The following is an 18,079-nucleotide window of genomic DNA, read 5'->3' as shown; positions in this document are numbered from 1 at the left end:
TCACGCGGGGTGCACGTGTGGGGGTTGCACAAGGGGGTGATGAACCTCACCGGCCGCTTGGATGTGCTCGACGCCCGCTACCTGGATGCTGCCGTGGACCGGATCGCCGACCTGTTGGCTGTCGAGCAGCCCGACACATCGAAGACGATCCTGCGCGCCAAAGCACTCGGAGTGCTGGCCAACCCGGCCTACGCCCTGGCGCTGCTCCAGCACGCGGCGCAGCCCGCCCTCCACGACACCCTGGCCGTCGCCCTCGACACTGCCCCGGCCCCCACCACAGCCAACGCCCCGGACACAGGGTCAGTCGGCTACGGCGGCGGACCTGCGGAGCCTGCGCCTGTAGACGGTGGGCAGCGTCATGATCCGCACTGCCTCGGCGCGTTGTGTGGCACCATCACCACCCCACTGGCCAAGCTCCGCCCCAAGCTGGAGCTGGCCGTCCACATTCACGCCGACGCCCTCGGCCAGCTCACCGGCACCGCCCGCATCGATCGGGCCGGGGACATCACCACCGCCCTGCTGGCCGAACTGCTCCCGGGGGTGGATGTCACGGTGCAGCCCGTGATCGACCTGCCCGCAATCCCCGCCGAAGACCACTACGCCCCATCGGCCGGGTTGAAGAAGGCCCTCCTGCTGAGCATGGACCACGAAATGTTCCCCTACTCCACGCGCCGAGCCAACGGCCTGGACCTCGACCACACCCACCCCTTCACACCCGGCCGCCGAAGGCAAACCCGGAGCGGGAACCTTGCCCCACTCAGCCGCCGAGTCCACCGCGCGAAAACCGCCCGCACCTGGCGCGCCGACCAACCCAGACCAAGCCAGCTCCACTGGTCCAGCCCACTGGGCTACCGCTACGAAGTCACCCCCACCGGCACCCGCATGCTCGCCTGACAGCCCGCTGCGCGGCTCCTCACCCGGCGGGCTGGGGCGGGTTGGCTTCGAGACGGGCCACGACGCTCCGCGGGCGGCCCCTCCTCTGGGAAGTGTGAGACGGGTCATGCTTCTCCGCGGGGGATGTCCCTTGAGAGCCTCCGGAGGCGCTCAGGGAGCGACACTAGGACGACCCCTCCGCCCGGACCTTGACCCCCGACGAACTCACCACCATGACAGCTGGCCCTCAGGCGCCGACGTCGTGCAGGTGGTGAATGAGGTCATGGGCGAAGTAGCGGCCCAGAGAGAGCGCCGTGAACCGCGACCCGTTGCTGCGCACCCCCGTCCACCCCCACTGCTCGCCCTCGGGCTCGGCCCATGCCTTCGCCGCGGCCTTGGCGCGCTCGCCCACGAGGACCCGGGTGGCGTTGGCATCGGAGAGCCAGTACTCCTCTTCGGTGGCCGCGAGGTCCTGGTCCCAGTCCTCGAACTCGGCCCCCGCGCCGTCGCTGGCGAGGATCAGGCTGAGACGGGTGGTCATGACCTCGCACACGTCCGCGACATGCCGGGCGTACTCGATGGGCGACCAGGTGGTGGGCTGCGGCCGCCGCTCCGCGCCCCGCCCCTCCAGCGCCCTCTGGAAGCGGGCCGAGGCGTCGAGGATCAGCCCGGGAAGTGCCTCTGGGCTGACAGCGGCCGGATCGAAGCCGCACTCGGGGCATGGCCGCTCGGTCACCCAGGTCCAGTCCTTGGTGTCGGGGGTGGTGGGGTGCGGCGGGATCAGGGGCTCAACCATGTTGGCGAGCCTAACTGACCCCGCCGCTCACTCACCGGCGCGTGCCTGGCCGGCTGTCCGCGATCAGCCTCGTGACGCTCAACTCGGCCGTGGAGACCCAGCGGTCGGCCTGGTCGCCGTAGGTGCTGAGCACCCGGAGGCGGACGAGGTCGCCGCTCCCCGTGAGGGGGATGACGGAGGGATCTGATGAGTTCGGCAGCGTGCCCGCCGCGACGCTGACGAGGCTCGACGGGTCGTCGCCGACCAGCACCTCGTAGCCCCTGATCCGCCCGTTGCTGCCGGACTGTCGCGGGGTGACGGTGAGTCGTGAGCGAATCTAGGAGCGGGTGAGGTGCACGGGCGGTTATGCGCATGGCACTAGGCTCGGGCGCGTGATTGTTGCCGCCGCCGATGGGTCCGCCCTCTCCAACCCCGGGCCCGCTGGCTGGGCCTGGTACGTCAGCGACGACATCTGGGCCGCCGGTGGCTGGGACCACGGCACCAACAACATGGGTGAACTGATGGCCGTGCTCGACCTGCTCCGCTCCACCGCGCACCTCGACGAGCCACTACGGATCCTCTGCGATTCGCAGTACGTCATCAACTCCCTCACCAAGTGGTTGCCCGGCTGGAAGCGCAAGGGGTGGAAGAAGGGCGACGGCAAGCCGGTGCTCAATGTGGAGTTGATGAAGGAGCTCGACGCCGCGCTGCAGGGGCGCACCGTCCAGTTCGAATGGGTCAAGGGCCACGCCGGACACTCGATGAACGAGGCCGCGGACGAGCGGGCCCGTGCAGCGGCCACCGCCTTTCAGCGCGGAGACCCCGTCAACCATGGCCCGGGTTTCCCGGACACCCACCGTCCCCCCGGGCGCCGGGACTTCTCGGTGGGGCAGACCGAGCCGGAACCCGACCTCTTTTCCACAGCGCCCCCCGAGGAGCCCGTGCCGGCGCCAGTGCCGGGTTCCGCGTCACCGCGCACCAAAGCCGCTCTCGTTCGCCTCACCCGGGAAGCAGTCTCCGACCCTGCAGCGGCCAGGCTCCACCGCGACTTCGTCGCGCACGGCGCCGACGGCGCCCAGACCTGGGATCTGCCCTGGCCAGCGGCCGATGAGGTGCGGTTCCTCGCCGTCGACACGGTGACGGCCGGGGCCGGTCTGGTGCGGTGGGCGCAGCAGGACCTCACGTGTTCGGGGCTGTGGGTGGAACTCCCTGCGGGCTGGTCGCTGCGATTCACCCAGGCCACCCGGCAGGTCTGATCCAGCCCGGAGTTCGAACCCGACCCGGTGCGCGTCGACGGTCGGTAGAGTCCGAGTGGCCGGCCACGGCCGCCCCGGCCGAGCGGCGGAAGGGAACCGTCATGACCACCTACCGCGTCGGGTACTTCGTCGGGAGCCTGTCCTCGACATCCATCAACCGCGTGCTGTCCAAGGCCCTCATCGCGGTGGCGCCCCCGGACCTGGAGTTCACGGAGATCCCGATCGGTGACCTACCGCTCTACTCGCCCGACCACGACGCCGCCTACCCCGCAGAGGCGCAGGCGCTGAAGTCCGCGCTCGCCTCCGCCCAGGCCGTGCTGTTCGTCACGCCAGAGTACAACCGCTCCATCCCCGGGGCGCTGAAGAACGCCATCGACTGGGCATCGCGGCCCTGGGGCCAGAACTCGTTCGACCACATGCCGGCGGCGATCATCGGCGCCTCCATCGGCAACATCGGCACGGCGGTGGCCCAGCAGAGCCTCCGTGCGGTCCTCGCGTTCTGCAACGCCCGCCTGATGACCGCCCCGGAGGCCTACATCAAGCTCGACGGCTCCAGCATCGACGCCGACGGGACGATCACCGACGACGGACTCAGGGAAGTGCTCACCGCGTTCATGGGGGAGTTCCGCGAGCACATCGAGCGGGTGCTCACCGTTCTGCCGCGTGAGTGAGGCCTCGGCGCGCCGATAGGATGGCGCGCATGAGTCACGTTCTTGCCGCCGTCGCCTGGCCTTACGCCAACGGCCCCCGCCACATCGGTCACGTCTCCGGATTCGGCGTCCCCTCCGATGTGTTCTCGCGCTACATGCGGATGGCCGGCCACGACGTGCTCATGGTGTCGGGCTCCGACGAGCACGGCACGGCCATCCAGGTGAAGGCGGACGCGGAGGGGCTCACCCCTCGCGAGACGGCGGACAAGTACCACCGGCAGATCGTTGAGGATCTGCAGGGGTTGGGCCTGTCCTACGACCTGTACACCCGCACCACCACGCCCAACCACTACCGCGTGGTGCAGGACCTCTTCACCGCCCTGTACGACAACGGCTACGTCACGGCCAAGACCCAGATGGGCGCCATCTCGCCATCAACGGGCCGAACGCTGCCGGACCGATTCATCGAAGGCACCTGCCCTCTCTGCGGCTACGACAACGCCCGCGGAGACCAGTGCGACAGCTGCGGCAACCAGCTCGACCCGGCGGACCTGATCAACCCGAAGTCCAAGATGAACGGCGAGACGCCGCAGTTCGTCGAGACAGAGCACTTCTTCCTCGATCTGCCCGCGCTCGCCCCGATGCTGGGCCAGTGGATCGACAGCCGCGAGGACTGGCGGCCCAACGTGCTCAAGTTCTCCCACAATCTCCTGGCGGAGATCAGGCCACGCGCCATCACCCGCGACCTCGACTGGGGAGTCCCCGTGCCCCTCGACGGCTGGCGCGATGCCCCCATGAAGCGCATCTACGTGTGGTTCGACGCCGTGATCGGCTACCTCTCCGCCTCGGTTGAATGGGCCAGGCGCACCGGGGACCCGGAGGCGTGGCGCGCGTACTGGAACTCCCCCGAGGCCCGGTCCTACTACTTCATGGGCAAGGACAACATCGTCTTCCATTCGGTGATCTGGCCGGGCATCCTGCTCGGCGCCAACGGCCAGGGGACCAGGGGCGGCGAGATCCGCCCGTCGCTGGGGGAGTTGCAGCTGCCCACCGAGGTGGTCAGCTCAGAGTTCATGACGATGAAGGGCTCCAAGGTGTCCAGCTCGCGCGGCGCCTCGATCTTCGTCGGAGACTTCCTCGGCGAGTTCGGACCGGATGCGTTGCGCTACTACATCGCCATGGCCGGGCCCGAAAACCAGGACACGGACTTCACCTGGGACGAGTTCGTCCGCCGGACCAACTTCGAGCTCGCCAACGAGTGGGGCAATCTGGTCAACCGCTCCATCTCGATGGCACACAAAAACGTGGGCTCCGTGCCCGCGGCAGGCGAGTTGACCGACGCAGACAGCGCGCTCCTCGACGAGTCGCGCACCGCGTTCGAGGTGGTGGGTGAGCACATCGCTGCCCGCCGATTCAAGGCCGGCATCACGGAGGCCATGCGCATCGTCGGCCTGGCCAACAAGTACCTCTCCGATCAGGAGCCGTGGAAGCTCAAGGACGACGCCGCCCGCCGCGACACCGTCCTCCACGTCGCCCTCCAGGTGGTCTCGGACTGCAACACGCTGCTCACCCCCTACCTGCCGCACTCCGCGCAGAAGGTCTTCGAGGCATTGGGGGGGCAGGGCGTGTGGGCCGCGCAGCCGCAGATCGTCGAAGTCAGCGAAGGCGACCTCACCTACCCGACACTGCAGGGCGACTACGCCGGCCAGCAGGCCGTGTGGGAGTCGCGGCCGATCGCGGCCGGCACGCCCCTGGCGAAGCCGTCCCCGCTGTTCGCGAAGCTCGACGACACCCTGGGCGTCACCGGCCCGAGCTGGGCCCCGATCCCCGGCTGATCCTCACCAGGAGCCGCCGCCACCGCCGCCGAAGCCGCCACCCCCGCTGAACCCGGAGAAGCCGCTGGAGCCGCCGGTGGCCGAGCTCATCCCGTCCATCCGGGCGGCCTGCATGGCGTCCGACATGGAGTGGGTGAGGTTGTTCATCGCGCTGGCGAAGTAGTAGCCGTGCATGAGGTCCGCGCCCACGTACCACGAGGTGTTGGCCTGGTAGAGGCCCTGCGCGCCGAGGTCTGCGAACAGCTTGGACCAGCGGTCCGCGACGCCGAACACCATCGCGTAGGGGAGGTACTTGCTGAAGATGTCCTCCCCCTCCTCGAACTGCAGCGTGTCCTTCTCTGCGGTACGCAGGTACAACTCGAAGCCCTTGGCCTGCGCGAGGTAGGCCGAGCCGGTGGCGGTACGCTTGCGGAACTTGCTGGACATCACGATGAGGCCGATCCCGAAGACGGCCAGCGGGATGCCGATGAGGCCCCATCCCACAGCGGCTCCCACGAAGGCAAAGAGGAGGCCGGCGCCGATCGCCAGGCCACCCAGCACGATGGGCACCATCTGTGCGGTGGTGGGGTTGCCCTTGAACCAGCCCTTGGCCACGACGGAGGAGTACAGGCCGTTGCGGGCGTCCGGCAGCACCTCGGCGAACTTCGCCTTGCTCAGCTCCTTCGACGTCCTCACGCTGCGTCCCTGGAACAGATCGGCCAGCAGCTTCTCCTCGAACGGCTCCAGGGGTCCGGGCGGCGCGTGCAGCGCCTCCAGCGTGAAGTCCTTCTTCGACTGCGAGATGATGCGCAGATAGCCGCGGACTGCGAGATCCACGATGGTGGCGGACACGTCGACGTTGTCCGCCGTGGTGTCCATGAGAGTGCCGATCTCACCAGGGGTGGCGCCCTTCGGCGGGTGGAACTGGACAGTGACCGGGAACTTGCCGCTGCGCGTCCCTACCCGCTCCTCCTGGCCGGAAAGCGGGGTGAGGCCGGGGGTGAGCCCCAGATAGACGTCGTCTCGGGCATGACGCCGACGCACTGCGATCAGCCCGACGATGGCGGCGATCAGACCTGCGCCGGTCACGGCACCGGTGGCGGGGGTGAGCTCGAAGGCGTTGGCCGCGGTCACCCGGCGGGCCTTCTCCTGCGTCACGCCGGGGAAGGTACCGGCCGGGTAGCCCGCCACCACCTGCATCCGAGTGTTGGGCGGCAGCGAGGCCAGCGTGTAGGTGGCCGCGTCAACCGACTGTGTCGCCTCACACGGGGTGTCGGCGGTGGGACCGTAGAAGCAGGCCACCTGCTCGAGCCCGGCGGGTCCGGTGACGTCGACGGTGATGTTGGAGAACCGCGATTCCCAGCCGGGGCCGATGACGTCCCAGTTGAACTCATCGAGGCCGCTGACAGGGTGATCCGTGGCGATCAGGCCGGTCACGTCGTAGGTGAGGGTGTAGTCCTCAGGGGTGGTGTTGAAGATGTTCTCGTTGCCGATGCGCAGCGACAACATATCGGCGTCCTGTTCCTGGAGGACCTGGGTGTTGGCCCCCGTCGACGAGGAGACCGAGATGTTGGAGTACCTGAACACATAGTTCTCGTCGGGGTTCGCGCCGTCCTCCTGCAACGTCGGCAGCAGGATGTAGGGCCCGCGGCCCCTCAGCGCCGAGAAATCCATGGTGAAGTCGATGGTGACGCCCGCGACACCGTCGGTCCTCAGGACCACGTCCACGTCGTAGCGGGTAATGGGCGCTGAGTCGTCGGCGGCCGCCGGCACCACCCCCACCCAGGCCACGGCGAGGGCGATCAGTAGAGCGAGGAGACCGGCGCGAAGCTTCGTCATGGAATCAACTGTATCCATGCCGCCGAACAGCGGGCGCTGGATCAGCCCTCCACCCCGAGTGCGGCTGCCATCTCCCGCCGCAGTTCGGCCAGCCGTCCCGCCGCGGCCAGCCGCGCCGCGCGCACGTCGACGGACTCCTCGGCGTCCAGCCGGACCTCCAGGTAACACTTCAACTTGGGCTCGGTGCCCGAGGGGCGGGCCACCACGTGCACCCGCTCACCAGTGAGTTCGATGGCGTCGGTGGGGGGCAGCGTGTCCGAGCCGTGGGCGAGGTCCAGCACCGTCGCCGGGGCCCCGAGGAGCGCCGACGGCGGGTTGCGCCTCAGCCGCGTCATGGCGTCGGCGATCAGGGACCGGTCGGCCACGCGCACCGACAGCTGGGAGGTGGCGGTCAGGCCGTGCTCGCGGGCGATGTCGTCGAGCAGGTCCGCCAACGCGCGGCCCGAGACCTTGAGGTCGGCAACGATCCGCAGCACCGTCAGCGCGGCGGTGATCCCGTCCTTGTCCGGGACCGCGCGCGAATCGACGCAGTAGCCGATGGCCTCCTCATAGCCGAAGGCCAGGTCCGGCACGCGGCCGATCCACTTGAACCCCGTCAACGTGGTCACGTGCAGGCGACCCGCGCGGCGGGCCATCCTGCCGAGCAGCGTCGCGGAGACCACGGAGTTCGCGAACGTGCCGGGTACCCCGCGTGCGATCGCGTCGTGACCGAGGATGGCGCCCAGCTCATCGCCGGTGAGCATCCGCCACACACCGTCGACCACCGCGGCCACTGCGCAGCGGTCCGCGTCCGGGTCGTTGGCGATCACCACGTCCGCGCCCTCGGCCTCCGCCAAGGCCAGCGCCAGGTCGATCGCGCCCTTCTCCTCCGGGTTGGGGAACGCGACGGTGGGGAACTCGGGGTGGGGCTCAGCCTGCTGCGCCACCTCGACGGGGGCGGGGAGCCCGACGGCCTCCGCGACCCGCCGCACCGTCTTCGCGCCGACGCCGTGCAGCGCTGTGTGGACCCAGACCAGCTCCCGCGCGGAATCGGCCGGGTACAGGGAGGCCGCCCGCGCCACGTATGCGTCCAGGAGCTCGGCGGTGATGTCGCGGCGCACCTCCGAACGGGGGAGCTTGGCCCACCCGTGATCGGCCACGACGGCGATCTTCGCGGCGATCTCGGCGTCCGTCGGCGGCACGATCTGCGAGCCGTCGCCGAGGAAGACCTTGTAGCCGTTGTCCGCTGACGGGTTGTGGGACGCGGTGACCACCACGCCCGCGACGCAGCCGAAGTGCTGGATGCCGAAGGCGACGACGGGGGTGGGGATGGGCTCGCTGGTCCAGAGCACGTCGAATCCTGCACCGGCCATCACCTCGGCGGTGTCGCGGGCAAACTCGTCGGACTTGTGCCGGGCGTCGTATCCGACGATGACACGGCCGCCGGAGTGGCCGTTCGCGGAGAGCCAGAGGGCGAAGCCGGCCGCGGCCTGCGTCACCACCACACGGTTCATCCGAGCCGGTCCCGGCCCGAGAGGTCCGCGGAGGCCGGCCGTGCCGAACTCGAGCGGTCCCGCGAAGGCGGAGGCGAGCTCCGTGAGGGCGGGCTCGCGGATGGTGTGGTCGTTGGCCTGGGCCCGGACGATCAGCTCGTCCAGCCGGCCGGCGGTGTCGGGGTCCGGGTCAGCGTCGCGCCACTCCTGGGCGCGGGTCAGCAACTCGTTCATCCAGAGCACCTCCAGGCGGCCGTGCCGGCCAGCACAAGCATCCCGCCGTGGCCGGTCACCACATGCTCGAAGGGTTCGCTCACCCGGTCCAGCATAGGCGCGTGCCAGGCTCCCCACCCCGGGCGCTGTGGAAGGATGGGCACGTGACGAAGGTAGTGATCATCGGTGGCGGACCCGGCGGCTACGAGGCTGCGCTCGTGGCCAACCAGCTCGGCGGCGAGGTCACCCTGATCGAACGGGACGGCATGGGCGGAGCCGCTGTGCTGAGCGACTGTGTGCCGTCGAAGACGCTGATCGCCACGGCCGAGGTCATGGTCCGCATCGAGAGCGCCCGCCAGCTCGGCCTTCACATCGCGGCGACGGATGTCTCGGACGTGGTGCGGGTGGACCTGGCGGAGGTCAACGAGCGCGTCCTCACCCTGGCCAAGGCCCAGTCGGCAGACATCGCTCAGCGCCTCCGGCAGGACGGGGTGCACCTCGTGGCCGGCAGCGCCCGCCTCGACGGCGCCACCCGCGTGGTGGCCAGCACCGGGGCCGGCGAGCAGAGCTTCGACGCCGACATCGTCCTCCTGGCCACGGGCACCACGCCCCGCGAGTTGCCTGAGGCGGCCTGCGACGGGGAGCGGATCCTCAACTGGAAACAGGTCTACAACCTGAGCGAGGTGCCGGAGAGGCTGATCGTCGTGGGATCGGGCGTGACCGGCGCGGAGTTCGCCTCCGCCTACGACGGACTCGGCTGTGACGTGGTGCTGGTGTCCTCGCGCAAGCAGGTGCTGCCCGGCCAGGACCAGGACGCGGCCGCCGTCCTGCAGCGCGCCTTTGAACGCCGGGGCATGGAGATCATGAGCGAATCGCGCGCCTACGCGGCGCGCCGTGAGGGCGACGAGGTGGTGGTGTCGCTGGAGGACGGCCGTGAGGTTCGCGGCTCGCACTGCCTCATGGCGGTGGGCGCCATCCCCAACTCCGCCGGGCTCGGGCTCGAGGAGGCGGGGGTGGCGATGACCCCGTCGGGACACATCTCGGTGGACCGCGTCTCGCGCACCAGCGTGCGTAACATCTACGCGGCGGGCGACGTGACCGGCGTCTTCGCCTTGGCGTCGGTGGCCGCGATGCAGGGCCGCATCGCGATGTGGCATGCGCTGGGCGACGCGGTGACGCCCATGGATCTGCGCCGAGTGTCGTCGAACGTGTTCACCACGCCGGAGATCGCCACCGTCGGCATCACCCAGGAGCAGGCCGATACCGGCGACGTCCGGGTTGCGTCGGTGCTGCTGCCGTTGGCGTCGAACGCCCGCTCGAAGATGCAGGGCTTCACCGACGGATTCGTCAAGTTGTTCTGCCTGCCCACCACCGGCATCATCATCGGCGGCGTGGTGGTGGCGCCGCGCGCCTCGGAGCTCATCCACGCGGTGTCGATCGCGGTGGCGCAGAAGGTCACCGTGGACGACTTCAGCCAGGCCTTCACCGTCTACCCGTCCATGTCCGGCTCGATCGCGGAGGCGGCCCGCCGCCTGCACAACCGCGACGGCGCGCTCCTGACCACCTGAGCGAGGTGGACAGTCCGGACGTCAGTCGTCCAGGAGCCCCATGAGGAGCGAGAAGCCGCCGATCATGAGGGCGCCGTGCGTGATCTGGCGCAACGCGGGGTCCATGCCGTATCGGCCGTAGTAGCCCTGGGCCCAGGGAGCGTACTGCTGATTCTCCCAGTACGGCACCTGGCGGGCTCCCATGGGGACCAGCCGGATCGAGGGATCCAGGCCCGTCATGACTCGTTGGGCGTCCGAGGCGCACGCGGGAACCTCGCGGACAGCGCCCCCAGGCGGCGCCCAGTGCACGTTCTGCGTCGAGGGACCGTGTGCCGGGTCGAAGAAGCACGGCGGCCTCTTCTCCGGCAGCGGGTGCCCGTTGACCCGGGCCTTCACGGAGGCAACCGCAAACCGGCCGTCCTCGAGGATCTCCGCGATGCGTCGCACATCGGCGTCGGTCTGAGCGCGCTCCAGTTGGTTCTTGGAGCCGTCATAGGCGTCCAGTGCCCGCGTGTAGTCGGCCTGGGCGCCGGCGTCGAGTTCTCGGCCCACCACGTCCAGGTCCAGGTCTCTCAACTCGCCGCCGAAGGTGGTGATGTCTGCGTCCAGGGCCGCCCGCGCGCCGGGGCTGATGGGATAGACCGGCTGTGGGTAGGGGTTGGGCTGGTGATACGGGGTGGGCTGCTGGTATCCGGACTGCGGGAGCGCGTAGGGGTCGTTCCAGCGGTGCATCTGATGCGGCGGCGGCGCCGAGCGACGCGAGGTCATGGACACGATGATGCTGACCACAACCATCACCATGATCATGGTGAACAGACCGGAGAACATGCTCTCTACGATAACCCCGGCCTCAAGCGTGGCTCACTCGGCGTCGACGATCTCGCAGAGCACCTCCCCGGCGGTGACCGCCTGGCCCGCCTCCACCTTCAGTCCGACGATGACGCCGTCGCGGTGGGCGTTGAGCGGCTGCTCCATCTTCATGGCCTCGATCACCGCGATGGTCTCGCCCTCGCCGACCTGCTGCCCCTCTTCGACGGCCACCTTGACGATGGTGCCCTGCATCGGGGAGGTGAGCGCGTTGCCCGACGGGGCCGAAACCCTGCTGCCGCCGCGGTCACGCTTGGTGGGCTTCCTCACCGCCTTCGACGAGGCGGGACGGGCCCCGAAGCCGCCTGGCAGCTTCACCTCCACCCGCTTGCCGTTGACCTCCACCGTGATGGTCTCCGGCTCGGGCGCATCGTCGGCCTCGCCCAGAACTCCGGTGTAGGGAGCGATCTCACCGGTGAACTCGGTCTCGATCCAGCGCGTGTGCACCCCGAAGTTGCCGTCCTCGGCCGTGTAGGCCGGATCGTTGAGCACGGCCTGATGGAACGGCACGACGGTGGGCATGCCCTCGATCTGCAGCTCCGCCAGGGCGCGACGGGAGCGGGCGATCGCCTGCTTTCGGTCCGCCCCGGTGACGATCAGCTTCGCCACCAGCGAGTCGAACGCGCCTGGCACCGTCATGCCCACGTGGTAGCCCTCGTCGACCCGGACACCAGGCCCGGTGGGGGCGTGCCACTTGACCAGGGTGCCAGGGGCGGGCATGAAGTTGCGGCCGGCGTCCTCGGCGTTGATGCGGAACTCGATGGAGTGGCCGTGCACATCCGGGTCCGGGTAGCCGAGCTCCTCGCCGGCGGCGATGCGGAACATCTCCCGCACGAGGTCGATCCGGGTGACCTCCTCCGAGACCGGGTGCTCCACCTGGAGGCGGGTGTTGACCTCGAGGAACGAGATGGTGCCGTCGAGGGCGACGAGGAACTCGCAGGTGCCGGCGCCCACGTACCCCGCCTCCCGGAGGATGGCCTTGCTCGACTCATACAGCCGGGACACCTGATGCTCGGTGAGGAAGGGCGCTGGCGCCTCCTCGACGAGCTTCTGGTGCCGCCGCTGTAGCGAGCAGTCCCGGGTGGACACCACCACGACGTTGCCGTGGCTGTCTGCCAGGCACTGTGTCTCCACGTGGCGCGGCTTGTCCAGGTACCGCTCGACGAAGCATTCGCCGCGTCCGAAGGCGGTGACGGCCTCGCGGGTGGCGGACTCGAACATCTCCGGCACCTCCTCCAGCGTCCGGGCCACCTTCAGGCCGCGACCGCCGCCGCCGAACGCGGCCTTGATGGCGATCGGGAGGCCATGCTCAGTCGCAAACGCGACCGCCTCCTCGGCGTTGGCGACCGGATCAGCGGTGCCGGGCACCAGCGGCGCCCCTACCCTCTGCGCGATGTGGCGGGCCTGGACCTTGTCTCCGAGCGCCTCGATGGCTGCCGGGGGAGGGCCGATCCAGATCAGGCCGGCGTCCATGACGGCCTGGGCGAAGTGCGCGTTCTCCGCGAGGAAGCCGTAGCCGGGGTGCACCGCGTTGGCGCCGGAGCGGGCGGCAACGTCGAGCAGCTTGGGGATGTTGAGGTAGGTGTCTGCAGGGGTGGCGCCGTTGAGGGCGAACGCCTCGTCCGCGAGCTTGACGAAGAGCGATTCGGAATCCGAGTCCGCGTAGACGGCCACCGACGCGATGCCCGCGTCCCGTGCGGCGCGGATGACACGGACGGCGATCTCGCCTCGGTTGGCGACCAGAACCTTGGAGACGGCGACGTTGCCCACTCTAGGACCTCCTCTATTTGGCTTTGTCAGGAGTCTATCCACGCCAGGGGGCCACGCGGCGACAGGTCCGCGACACTGGACCCGAACCCGGTCAGCGGTCCCGCAGGGCCTGGAACCAGGGTCGCGGCGGGGCCTCCCCCTGGCGGACGGCGGGCATGACGGCGGTCTCGATGCCCGACTCCGCCTGGGCCTTCTCCGCCTCGTACTCCGTGACCATCTGGCCCACGAACTCGTCGCGCTCCTCAATGGGCGGTGCCGGGGTGGTCTCCGGCTCGAGGCGGGTGCGTGGGAGCGCGTAGATCGCGTGCCGCTGGACCCACGAGATGAGCTGTTCCCGGACGTGGCAGCGCAGATCCCACAGGTCGCCGGAGCTTGCGGCCGAGACCACGGCGTACAGCCGCACGGGCCCACCGGTGGCGTCGGTGACCTGCAGGCTCACGGTCTTCCTGTCCCACAGGGGGCTGGCCTCGACGATGTGGTGGAGCTCCACGCGCATCGCCTCGACGGGAACCAGCCAGTCCAGATCGAACTCCACGGTGCCGTACAGATGGGCCTGCCCGCGGGTCCAGTTCTCAAAGGCCTGGGTGGTGAACGACGTGCTGGGCACGATCCAGCGGCGCTGATCCCAGGTGCCCACGACCACATAGGTGAGGGTGATCTCCTCCACCGTGCCCATCTCGCCGTCGAAGACCACCAGATCTCCCACGCGCAGCGCGTCGCTGAAGGCCAGCTGCATGCCGGCGAACACGTTGGACAGCGTCGACTGCGCGGCCAGGCCGGCGACGATGGACAGCAGACCCGCCGACGCGAACAGCGACGCGCCCAGAGTGCGCAACGCGGGGAAGGTGAAGAGCGCCCAGCCCAGGGCGATGGTCCAGAGCACCGCGATCAGGACCCGGGCCACCACCTGCATTTGGGTGCGTACCCGGCGGAAGCGCGATGTGTCGGTGCCCTCCTCCTCCCGTGCACCGGCGACGATGCCGTCCTCCACCGCCTTGATCACGCCCGTGCCCAGGTAGGCACCGGCCAGAATGATCACGATGAGCAGGCCCTGCATGAAGAGGGGCCGCCACGTCGGTTCAGGGTCGGCCGTCGCGATGGCCACACCGAGGCCCGTTCCGGCGAGCGTGAAGAGCAGCCGTTGGGGCACCTTGAGGCGCCGCGACACGAACGCGAGTCCCTTCCTGCGGCGCACGATGAAGCTCATCACTACCGAGATGGTGATCGACAGTGCGGTGCCCGCGAGGAATCCCGCGACGGCGTACACCACCAGGGTCAGCAGTTCCATGGCCTCAGCCTAGGCGCCGCGGTCTGTGCGCAGGCTGAGCGCCGACAGCTCCCCGGTGACGGTGAACGCGCCGTCGTGGACCGCCGACTCGAACAGCAGCGACCCTCCCGCGTCTGCTGTGACGGTGAAGCCCATGGCGGGGAGGTGGCGGCGCAGATACTCGGCCACCTCGTCGCCGGTCGGGGAGCTCAGGACGACCGTGATGTTGTTGCCGCTGTCCACCCGCTCCTCAATCTCGGCGTCCCGCGGAATCGAGAAGCCGGCAGGCGCGTTGAGGAAACCGAGATCCGAGAGCAGCACGCCGTCGGCCGGTGCCTCGGTGAGGGCGCTGACGGTCACCGACGGCGTCGGCGTGGACGGGAGCGGCGGCGCCGAGCAGCCCGCCACCGCGAGCAGGCCGACGACGGCGAGGGTGATCCGGAGCACGGGCCAACTGTACTGGCGCCCGTTCAGCGCCAGAGCGACTGCCAGGGCACGCCGGCGTCGATGACCATCTGCCGGAACAGCGGCAGCGACACCCCGACGACGTTGTAGGGATCGCCCTCGATGGAGGTGACGTAGGCGCCGCCTCGCCCGTCGATGGTGAACCCGCCGGCGACCCGCTGCGGCTCGCCGGTGGCCGCGTAGGCCTCGATCTCGTCGTCGGGCAGGTCCGCGAACCGCACCACGGTGGACCCCACCTGGATGGAGCGCGTCTCCTCGCCGCCCTGCCGGACCGCGACGAAGTGACCGGTATGCAGGAGACCCTCGCGACCGCGCATCCGCCGCCACCGCTCGGTCGCCGCCTCCCGCGATCCGGGCTTGCCGTGCGCGCGGCCCTCGAACTCGAGTACCGAGTCGCAGGCGAGGAGCACGAAGTCGCCGTGGAGTTGCGGGATGACCGCGGCGCCCTTGAACTCGGCGAGCCGGGCGGCGAGCCTGGTGGGCACCGGGTCGAGGACCTGGCGCTCGTCGAATCCGGAGACGATCACCTCAGGGTCAAGCCCGGCCCGGCGCAGCACAGCAAGCCGCGCGGGGGACTTGGAGGCGAGGATGAAGCGCATCGTCACATCCTGTGGTAGGTCCGCCAGGCGTCCCGCCCGCCCATGAGCGGCGAGCGGACGGTGCGATAGTAGGACTTCCAGCCGCCGGCCAGCGGCCTGTCGTCCGGTGAGCGGAGCTGCTCCGCCCCCGCGGAGGCGTGGAGCACCGCGACGACGGCCGCCACCTCCTCCTCGCTCAGGTGCGCGCCGCGCAGGGCCATCGGCTCGGTCATAGCGGAATGTTCCCGTGCTTCTTCGGCGGGAGGGCCTCGCGCTTGCTGCGCAGCAGCCGCAGAGCCCGGATCACCTGTGCCCGCGTCTCGTGCGGGTAGATCACCTGATCGATGTATCCGCGGTCCGCCGCCACGTAGGGGTTGGTGAGCTCATCGTCGTACTCCTGGATGAGCCGGGCGCGCTCGGTGTCCGGGTCCTCGGCCGCAGCGATCTGCTTGCGGTAAAGGATGTTGACCGCGCCCTGACCGCCCATGACCGCGATCTGCGCGGTGGGCCAGGCGAGATTGATGTCGGCGCCCAGGTGCTTGGAGCCCATCACCACGTACGCGCCGCCGTAGGCCTTGCGGGTGATCACCGTCAGCAGTGGCACGGTCGCCTCCGCGTACGCGTAGATCAGCTTGGCGCCGCGGCGGATGATCCCCTGGTGCTCCTGGCCGACGCCGGGCAGGAAGCCGGGCACGTCGACGAAGGTGAGGACGGGGATGTTGAACGCGTCGCAGGTGCGGACGAACCGCGCCGCCTTCTCCGCCGAGTCGATGTCCAGGCAGCCCGCGAACACGGTGGGCTGGTTGGCGACGATGCCGATGGAGCGGCCCTCGATCCTGCCGAAGCCCACGATGATCGAGCCCGCGAACAGCGGCATGACCTCGAGGAACTCGTCGTCGTCGAGGACGTTGCGGATGACCTCGCGCATGTCGTAGGGCTGGTTGGCCGCATCGGGGACGAGCAGGTCGAGCTCGCGGTCGTGATCGGTGATGGTGAGGTCCACCTCCTCGTCGTCGAAGAGCGGCGGATCCTCCAGGTTGTTCTGCGGCAGGTAGGTGAGCAGTTCACGGACGTACTCGATGGCGTCGTTCTCGTCCGCGGCGAGGTAGTGGGCGTTGCCGGACTTGGTGTTGTGGGTGCGGCCGCCGCCGAGCTCCTCCATGGAGACGTCCTCGCCGGTGACGGTCTTGATGACCTCCGGGCCGGTGATGAACATCTGCGAGGTCTTGTCCACCATGACGACGAAGTCCGTCAGGGCCGGCCCGTAGACGTGGCCGCCGGCGGCCGCGCCCATGATGAGCGAGATCTGCGGAATCACGCCCGAGGCGCGCGTGTTGCGCTTGAAGATCTCCCCGTAGAGCGCGAGCGAGACCACCCCTTCCTGGATCCTGGCCCCGCCGCCCTCGTTGATGCCGATGATCGGCACCCCCGTCTTGAGCGCGAAGTCCTGGATCTTCACGATTTTCTCGCCGTACACCTGGCCCAGCGCGCCACCGAAGATGGTGACGTCCTGGCTGAACACGCACACCGGGCGGCCGTGGATGGAGCCGGTGCCGGTGATGACGCCGTCGCCGAACGGACGGCGGGCGTCCATCCCGAAGGCGGTGGTGCGGTGACGTGAGAACTGGTCGAACTCGGCGAAGCTTCCTTCGTCGAGGAGGGCCATGATCCGCTCTCGGGCGGTCATCTTCCCCTTGGCATGCTGCTTCTCCACCGCTTCGGCCGAACCGGCGTGCACAGCTTCATCGATGCGCACTCCGAGATTCGCGATCCGACCGGCAGTGGTGTGGATGTCGATCTCCATGGGGTCACCATAGCGGCGGGACGGGCCACTCCCTCCGGCCGCTCAGATTGTGGGGTGGCTTGGCTCGACGGTCCCGGGCCTGGAGCGTCGACCGAGCAGCGAGAGAGCCGCCAGGGCGACGGTCAGCAGCATGCTCAGCATCATCGCCGGGATCGTCACACTGGCGATCGTGACGTGCGGGCCGTGCTCCCAGATATCGGCCGTGTCGAGGTTCACCCAGCCGTCCTCGGCCAGCCGGAGAACTGCCACGGCCAGCTCGCCCACGTGGCCGAGCGCCGCGACCGGCACGCTGGCCGAGAGGATGGTCAGGATCCACCGCGACGCCCTCCCGGGCGCCTCCGGCCGCATCCGCCACGTGAGGAGGGACGCGGGGATGAGCAGGGCGAGCGCCAGGAGGTGGGAGGCGATGTGCAGGGCACTCGTGTCCCCCTGGGACGCGAACACGAAGATCGACAGGAACGGTGCCCACACGAGGGCCAGCAGGGTGAGGGGGCGGGACATGGGAGTCTCCTTCTCGAGCCGATGGTGATGCCTTCGACCGTAGGAGCGGCGCCCTGGGACCCGCATCGGCCCTTTCGCCTAAGCCTCGATCCACCGATGGGTTGGGTGGGTTGAGCGTGCCGTGACGAACGAATGCCCTTGCTACTGGGATATTGGGACTTGTCTAGAGTCAAAAATCACCAAGTAGGAAGAGCATCCGTCAGATGCAACTCTCTCATACTCCTCACGCTGTTTCTGTCAGCTTCGATGACCCGAATCTTGTGTCGGCCGCTGGGCTGGTCCCGACGATGAGACTGGCCCAAGCTGCGGGGCTGCAGGACCTGGGCGATGCGCACTTGAGTGTCCCCACCGACAAGGGCGCCAACGCCGGCGCGAAGGTCACATCGTT

General features: G+C 69.3%; 16 protein-coding genes and 2 pseudogenes. 6 read left to right on the top strand and 12 right to left on the bottom strand.

All coding sequences use genetic code 11. The features are described 5' to 3' along the window. Positions 1–894: pseudogene (locus tag H5399_RS17385) on the top strand (hypothetical protein); the annotation flags it as partial. A 226-nt stretch (positions 895–1,120) separates the two neighbouring features. Here the strand turns inward: H5399_RS17385 and H5399_RS17380 are convergent. Both H5399_RS17380 and H5399_RS17375 read right to left on the bottom strand, forming a co-directional pair. Beyond that, a complete protein-coding gene (locus tag H5399_RS17380; protein WP_182784966.1) occupies positions 1,121–1,669 on the bottom strand; it encodes a DinB family protein in 549 nt (182 codons plus the stop codon). Between the two features lie 31 nt (positions 1,670–1,700). After that, entirely contained in the window at positions 1,701–1,919 is a 219-nt protein-coding gene (locus H5399_RS17375) for a hypothetical protein (protein WP_182784964.1), read from the bottom strand. Positions 1,920–2,040: 121 nt separating this feature from the next. Here H5399_RS17375 and H5399_RS18725 point away from each other — a divergent pair, with 121 nt between their 5' ends. The 3 genes from H5399_RS18725 to metG all read left to right on the top strand — a co-directional run bounded on the left by H5399_RS18725 (position 2,041) and on the right by metG (position 5,389). After that, positions 2,041–2,904 carry an RNase H family protein gene (locus H5399_RS18725; RefSeq protein WP_370585825.1) on the top strand — a complete coding sequence of 288 codons (864 nt, stop codon included), beginning with the start codon at positions 2,041–2,043 and terminating at the stop codon, positions 2,902–2,904. Between the two features lie 101 nt (positions 2,905–3,005). Then, the gene (locus H5399_RS17365) at positions 3,006–3,575 is read left to right on the top strand and encodes an NADPH-dependent FMN reductase (RefSeq protein ID WP_182784961.1); all 570 of its coding nucleotides are present in this window, start codon (positions 3,006–3,008) and stop codon (positions 3,573–3,575) included. A 29-nt stretch (positions 3,576–3,604) separates the two neighbouring features. Further along, the gene (gene metG / locus H5399_RS17360; RefSeq protein WP_370585824.1) at positions 3,605–5,389 is read left to right on the top strand and encodes a methionine--tRNA ligase; all 1,785 of its coding nucleotides are present in this window, start codon (positions 3,605–3,607) and stop codon (positions 5,387–5,389) included. Between the two features lie 3 nt (positions 5,390–5,392). On the opposite strand, the gene H5399_RS17355 is transcribed toward metG, so the two are convergent. Then, positions 5,393–7,207, bottom strand: coding sequence for a DUF2207 domain-containing protein (locus tag H5399_RS17355; RefSeq protein ID WP_182784958.1), 1,815 nt, complete (start codon positions 7,205–7,207; stop codon positions 5,393–5,395). A gap of 41 nt (positions 7,208–7,248) precedes the next feature. Next, positions 7,249–8,913, bottom strand: a complete 1,665-nt coding sequence (locus H5399_RS17350) for a phospho-sugar mutase (RefSeq protein WP_182784956.1) — start codon at positions 8,911–8,913, stop codon at positions 7,249–7,251. Positions 8,914–9,056: 143 nt separating this feature from the next. On the opposite strand from H5399_RS17350, the gene H5399_RS17345 reads away from it, so the two are divergent. Then, positions 9,057–10,460: an NAD(P)H-quinone dehydrogenase gene (locus H5399_RS17345; RefSeq protein WP_182784954.1), complete on the top strand. Its 1,404-nt coding sequence runs from the start codon at positions 9,057–9,059 to the stop codon at positions 10,458–10,460. A 21-nt stretch (positions 10,461–10,481) separates the two neighbouring features. On the opposite strand, the gene H5399_RS17340 is transcribed toward H5399_RS17345, so the two are convergent. From H5399_RS17340 to H5399_RS17305, 8 genes are all read right to left on the bottom strand, one after another. Next, positions 10,482–11,267, bottom strand: a complete 786-nt coding sequence (locus H5399_RS17340; RefSeq protein WP_182784952.1) for a hypothetical protein — start codon at positions 11,265–11,267, stop codon at positions 10,482–10,484. A 33-nt stretch (positions 11,268–11,300) separates the two neighbouring features. Further along, positions 11,301–13,076: a biotin carboxylase N-terminal domain-containing protein gene (locus H5399_RS17335; RefSeq protein WP_182784950.1), complete on the bottom strand. Its 1,776-nt coding sequence runs from the start codon at positions 13,074–13,076 to the stop codon at positions 11,301–11,303. Between the two features lie 91 nt (positions 13,077–13,167). Next, complete coding sequence (locus H5399_RS17330; RefSeq protein ID WP_182784948.1) at positions 13,168–14,364, bottom strand: mechanosensitive ion channel family protein; 1,197 nt, start codon at positions 14,362–14,364, stop codon at positions 13,168–13,170. A gap of 9 nt (positions 14,365–14,373) precedes the next feature. Beyond that, positions 14,374–14,790, bottom strand: coding sequence for a hypothetical protein (locus tag H5399_RS17325; RefSeq protein WP_182784946.1), 417 nt, complete (start codon positions 14,788–14,790; stop codon positions 14,374–14,376). A 23-nt stretch (positions 14,791–14,813) separates the two neighbouring features. After that, the gene (locus H5399_RS17320; protein ID WP_182784944.1) at positions 14,814–15,407 is read right to left on the bottom strand and encodes a nucleoside triphosphate pyrophosphatase; all 594 of its coding nucleotides are present in this window, start codon (positions 15,405–15,407) and stop codon (positions 14,814–14,816) included. Between the two features lie 2 nt (positions 15,408–15,409). Then, the gene (locus H5399_RS17315) at positions 15,410–15,619 is read right to left on the bottom strand and encodes an acyl-CoA carboxylase epsilon subunit (RefSeq protein WP_255422434.1); all 210 of its coding nucleotides are present in this window, start codon (positions 15,617–15,619) and stop codon (positions 15,410–15,412) included. Beyond that, positions 15,616–17,190 carry an acyl-CoA carboxylase subunit beta gene (locus H5399_RS17310; RefSeq protein ID WP_182784942.1) on the bottom strand — a complete coding sequence of 525 codons (1,575 nt, stop codon included), beginning with the start codon at positions 17,188–17,190 and terminating at the stop codon, positions 15,616–15,618. The genes H5399_RS17315 and H5399_RS17310 overlap by 4 nt, the downstream gene beginning before the upstream one ends. A gap of 42 nt (positions 17,191–17,232) precedes the next feature. After that, the gene (locus tag H5399_RS17305; RefSeq protein WP_182784940.1) at positions 17,233–17,691 is read right to left on the bottom strand and encodes a hypothetical protein; all 459 of its coding nucleotides are present in this window, start codon (positions 17,689–17,691) and stop codon (positions 17,233–17,235) included. A 203-nt stretch (positions 17,692–17,894) separates the two neighbouring features. Here H5399_RS17305 and H5399_RS17300 point away from each other — a divergent pair. After that, positions 17,895–18,079: pseudogene (locus H5399_RS17300) on the top strand (IS1380 family transposase); the annotation flags it as partial.

The sequence above is a fragment of the Tessaracoccus sp. MC1627 genome (assembly GCF_014164725.1).
Classification (GTDB): domain Bacteria; phylum Actinomycetota; class Actinomycetes; order Propionibacteriales; family Propionibacteriaceae; genus Arachnia.
This window is presented reverse-complemented; position numbering and strand designations above follow the sequence as displayed.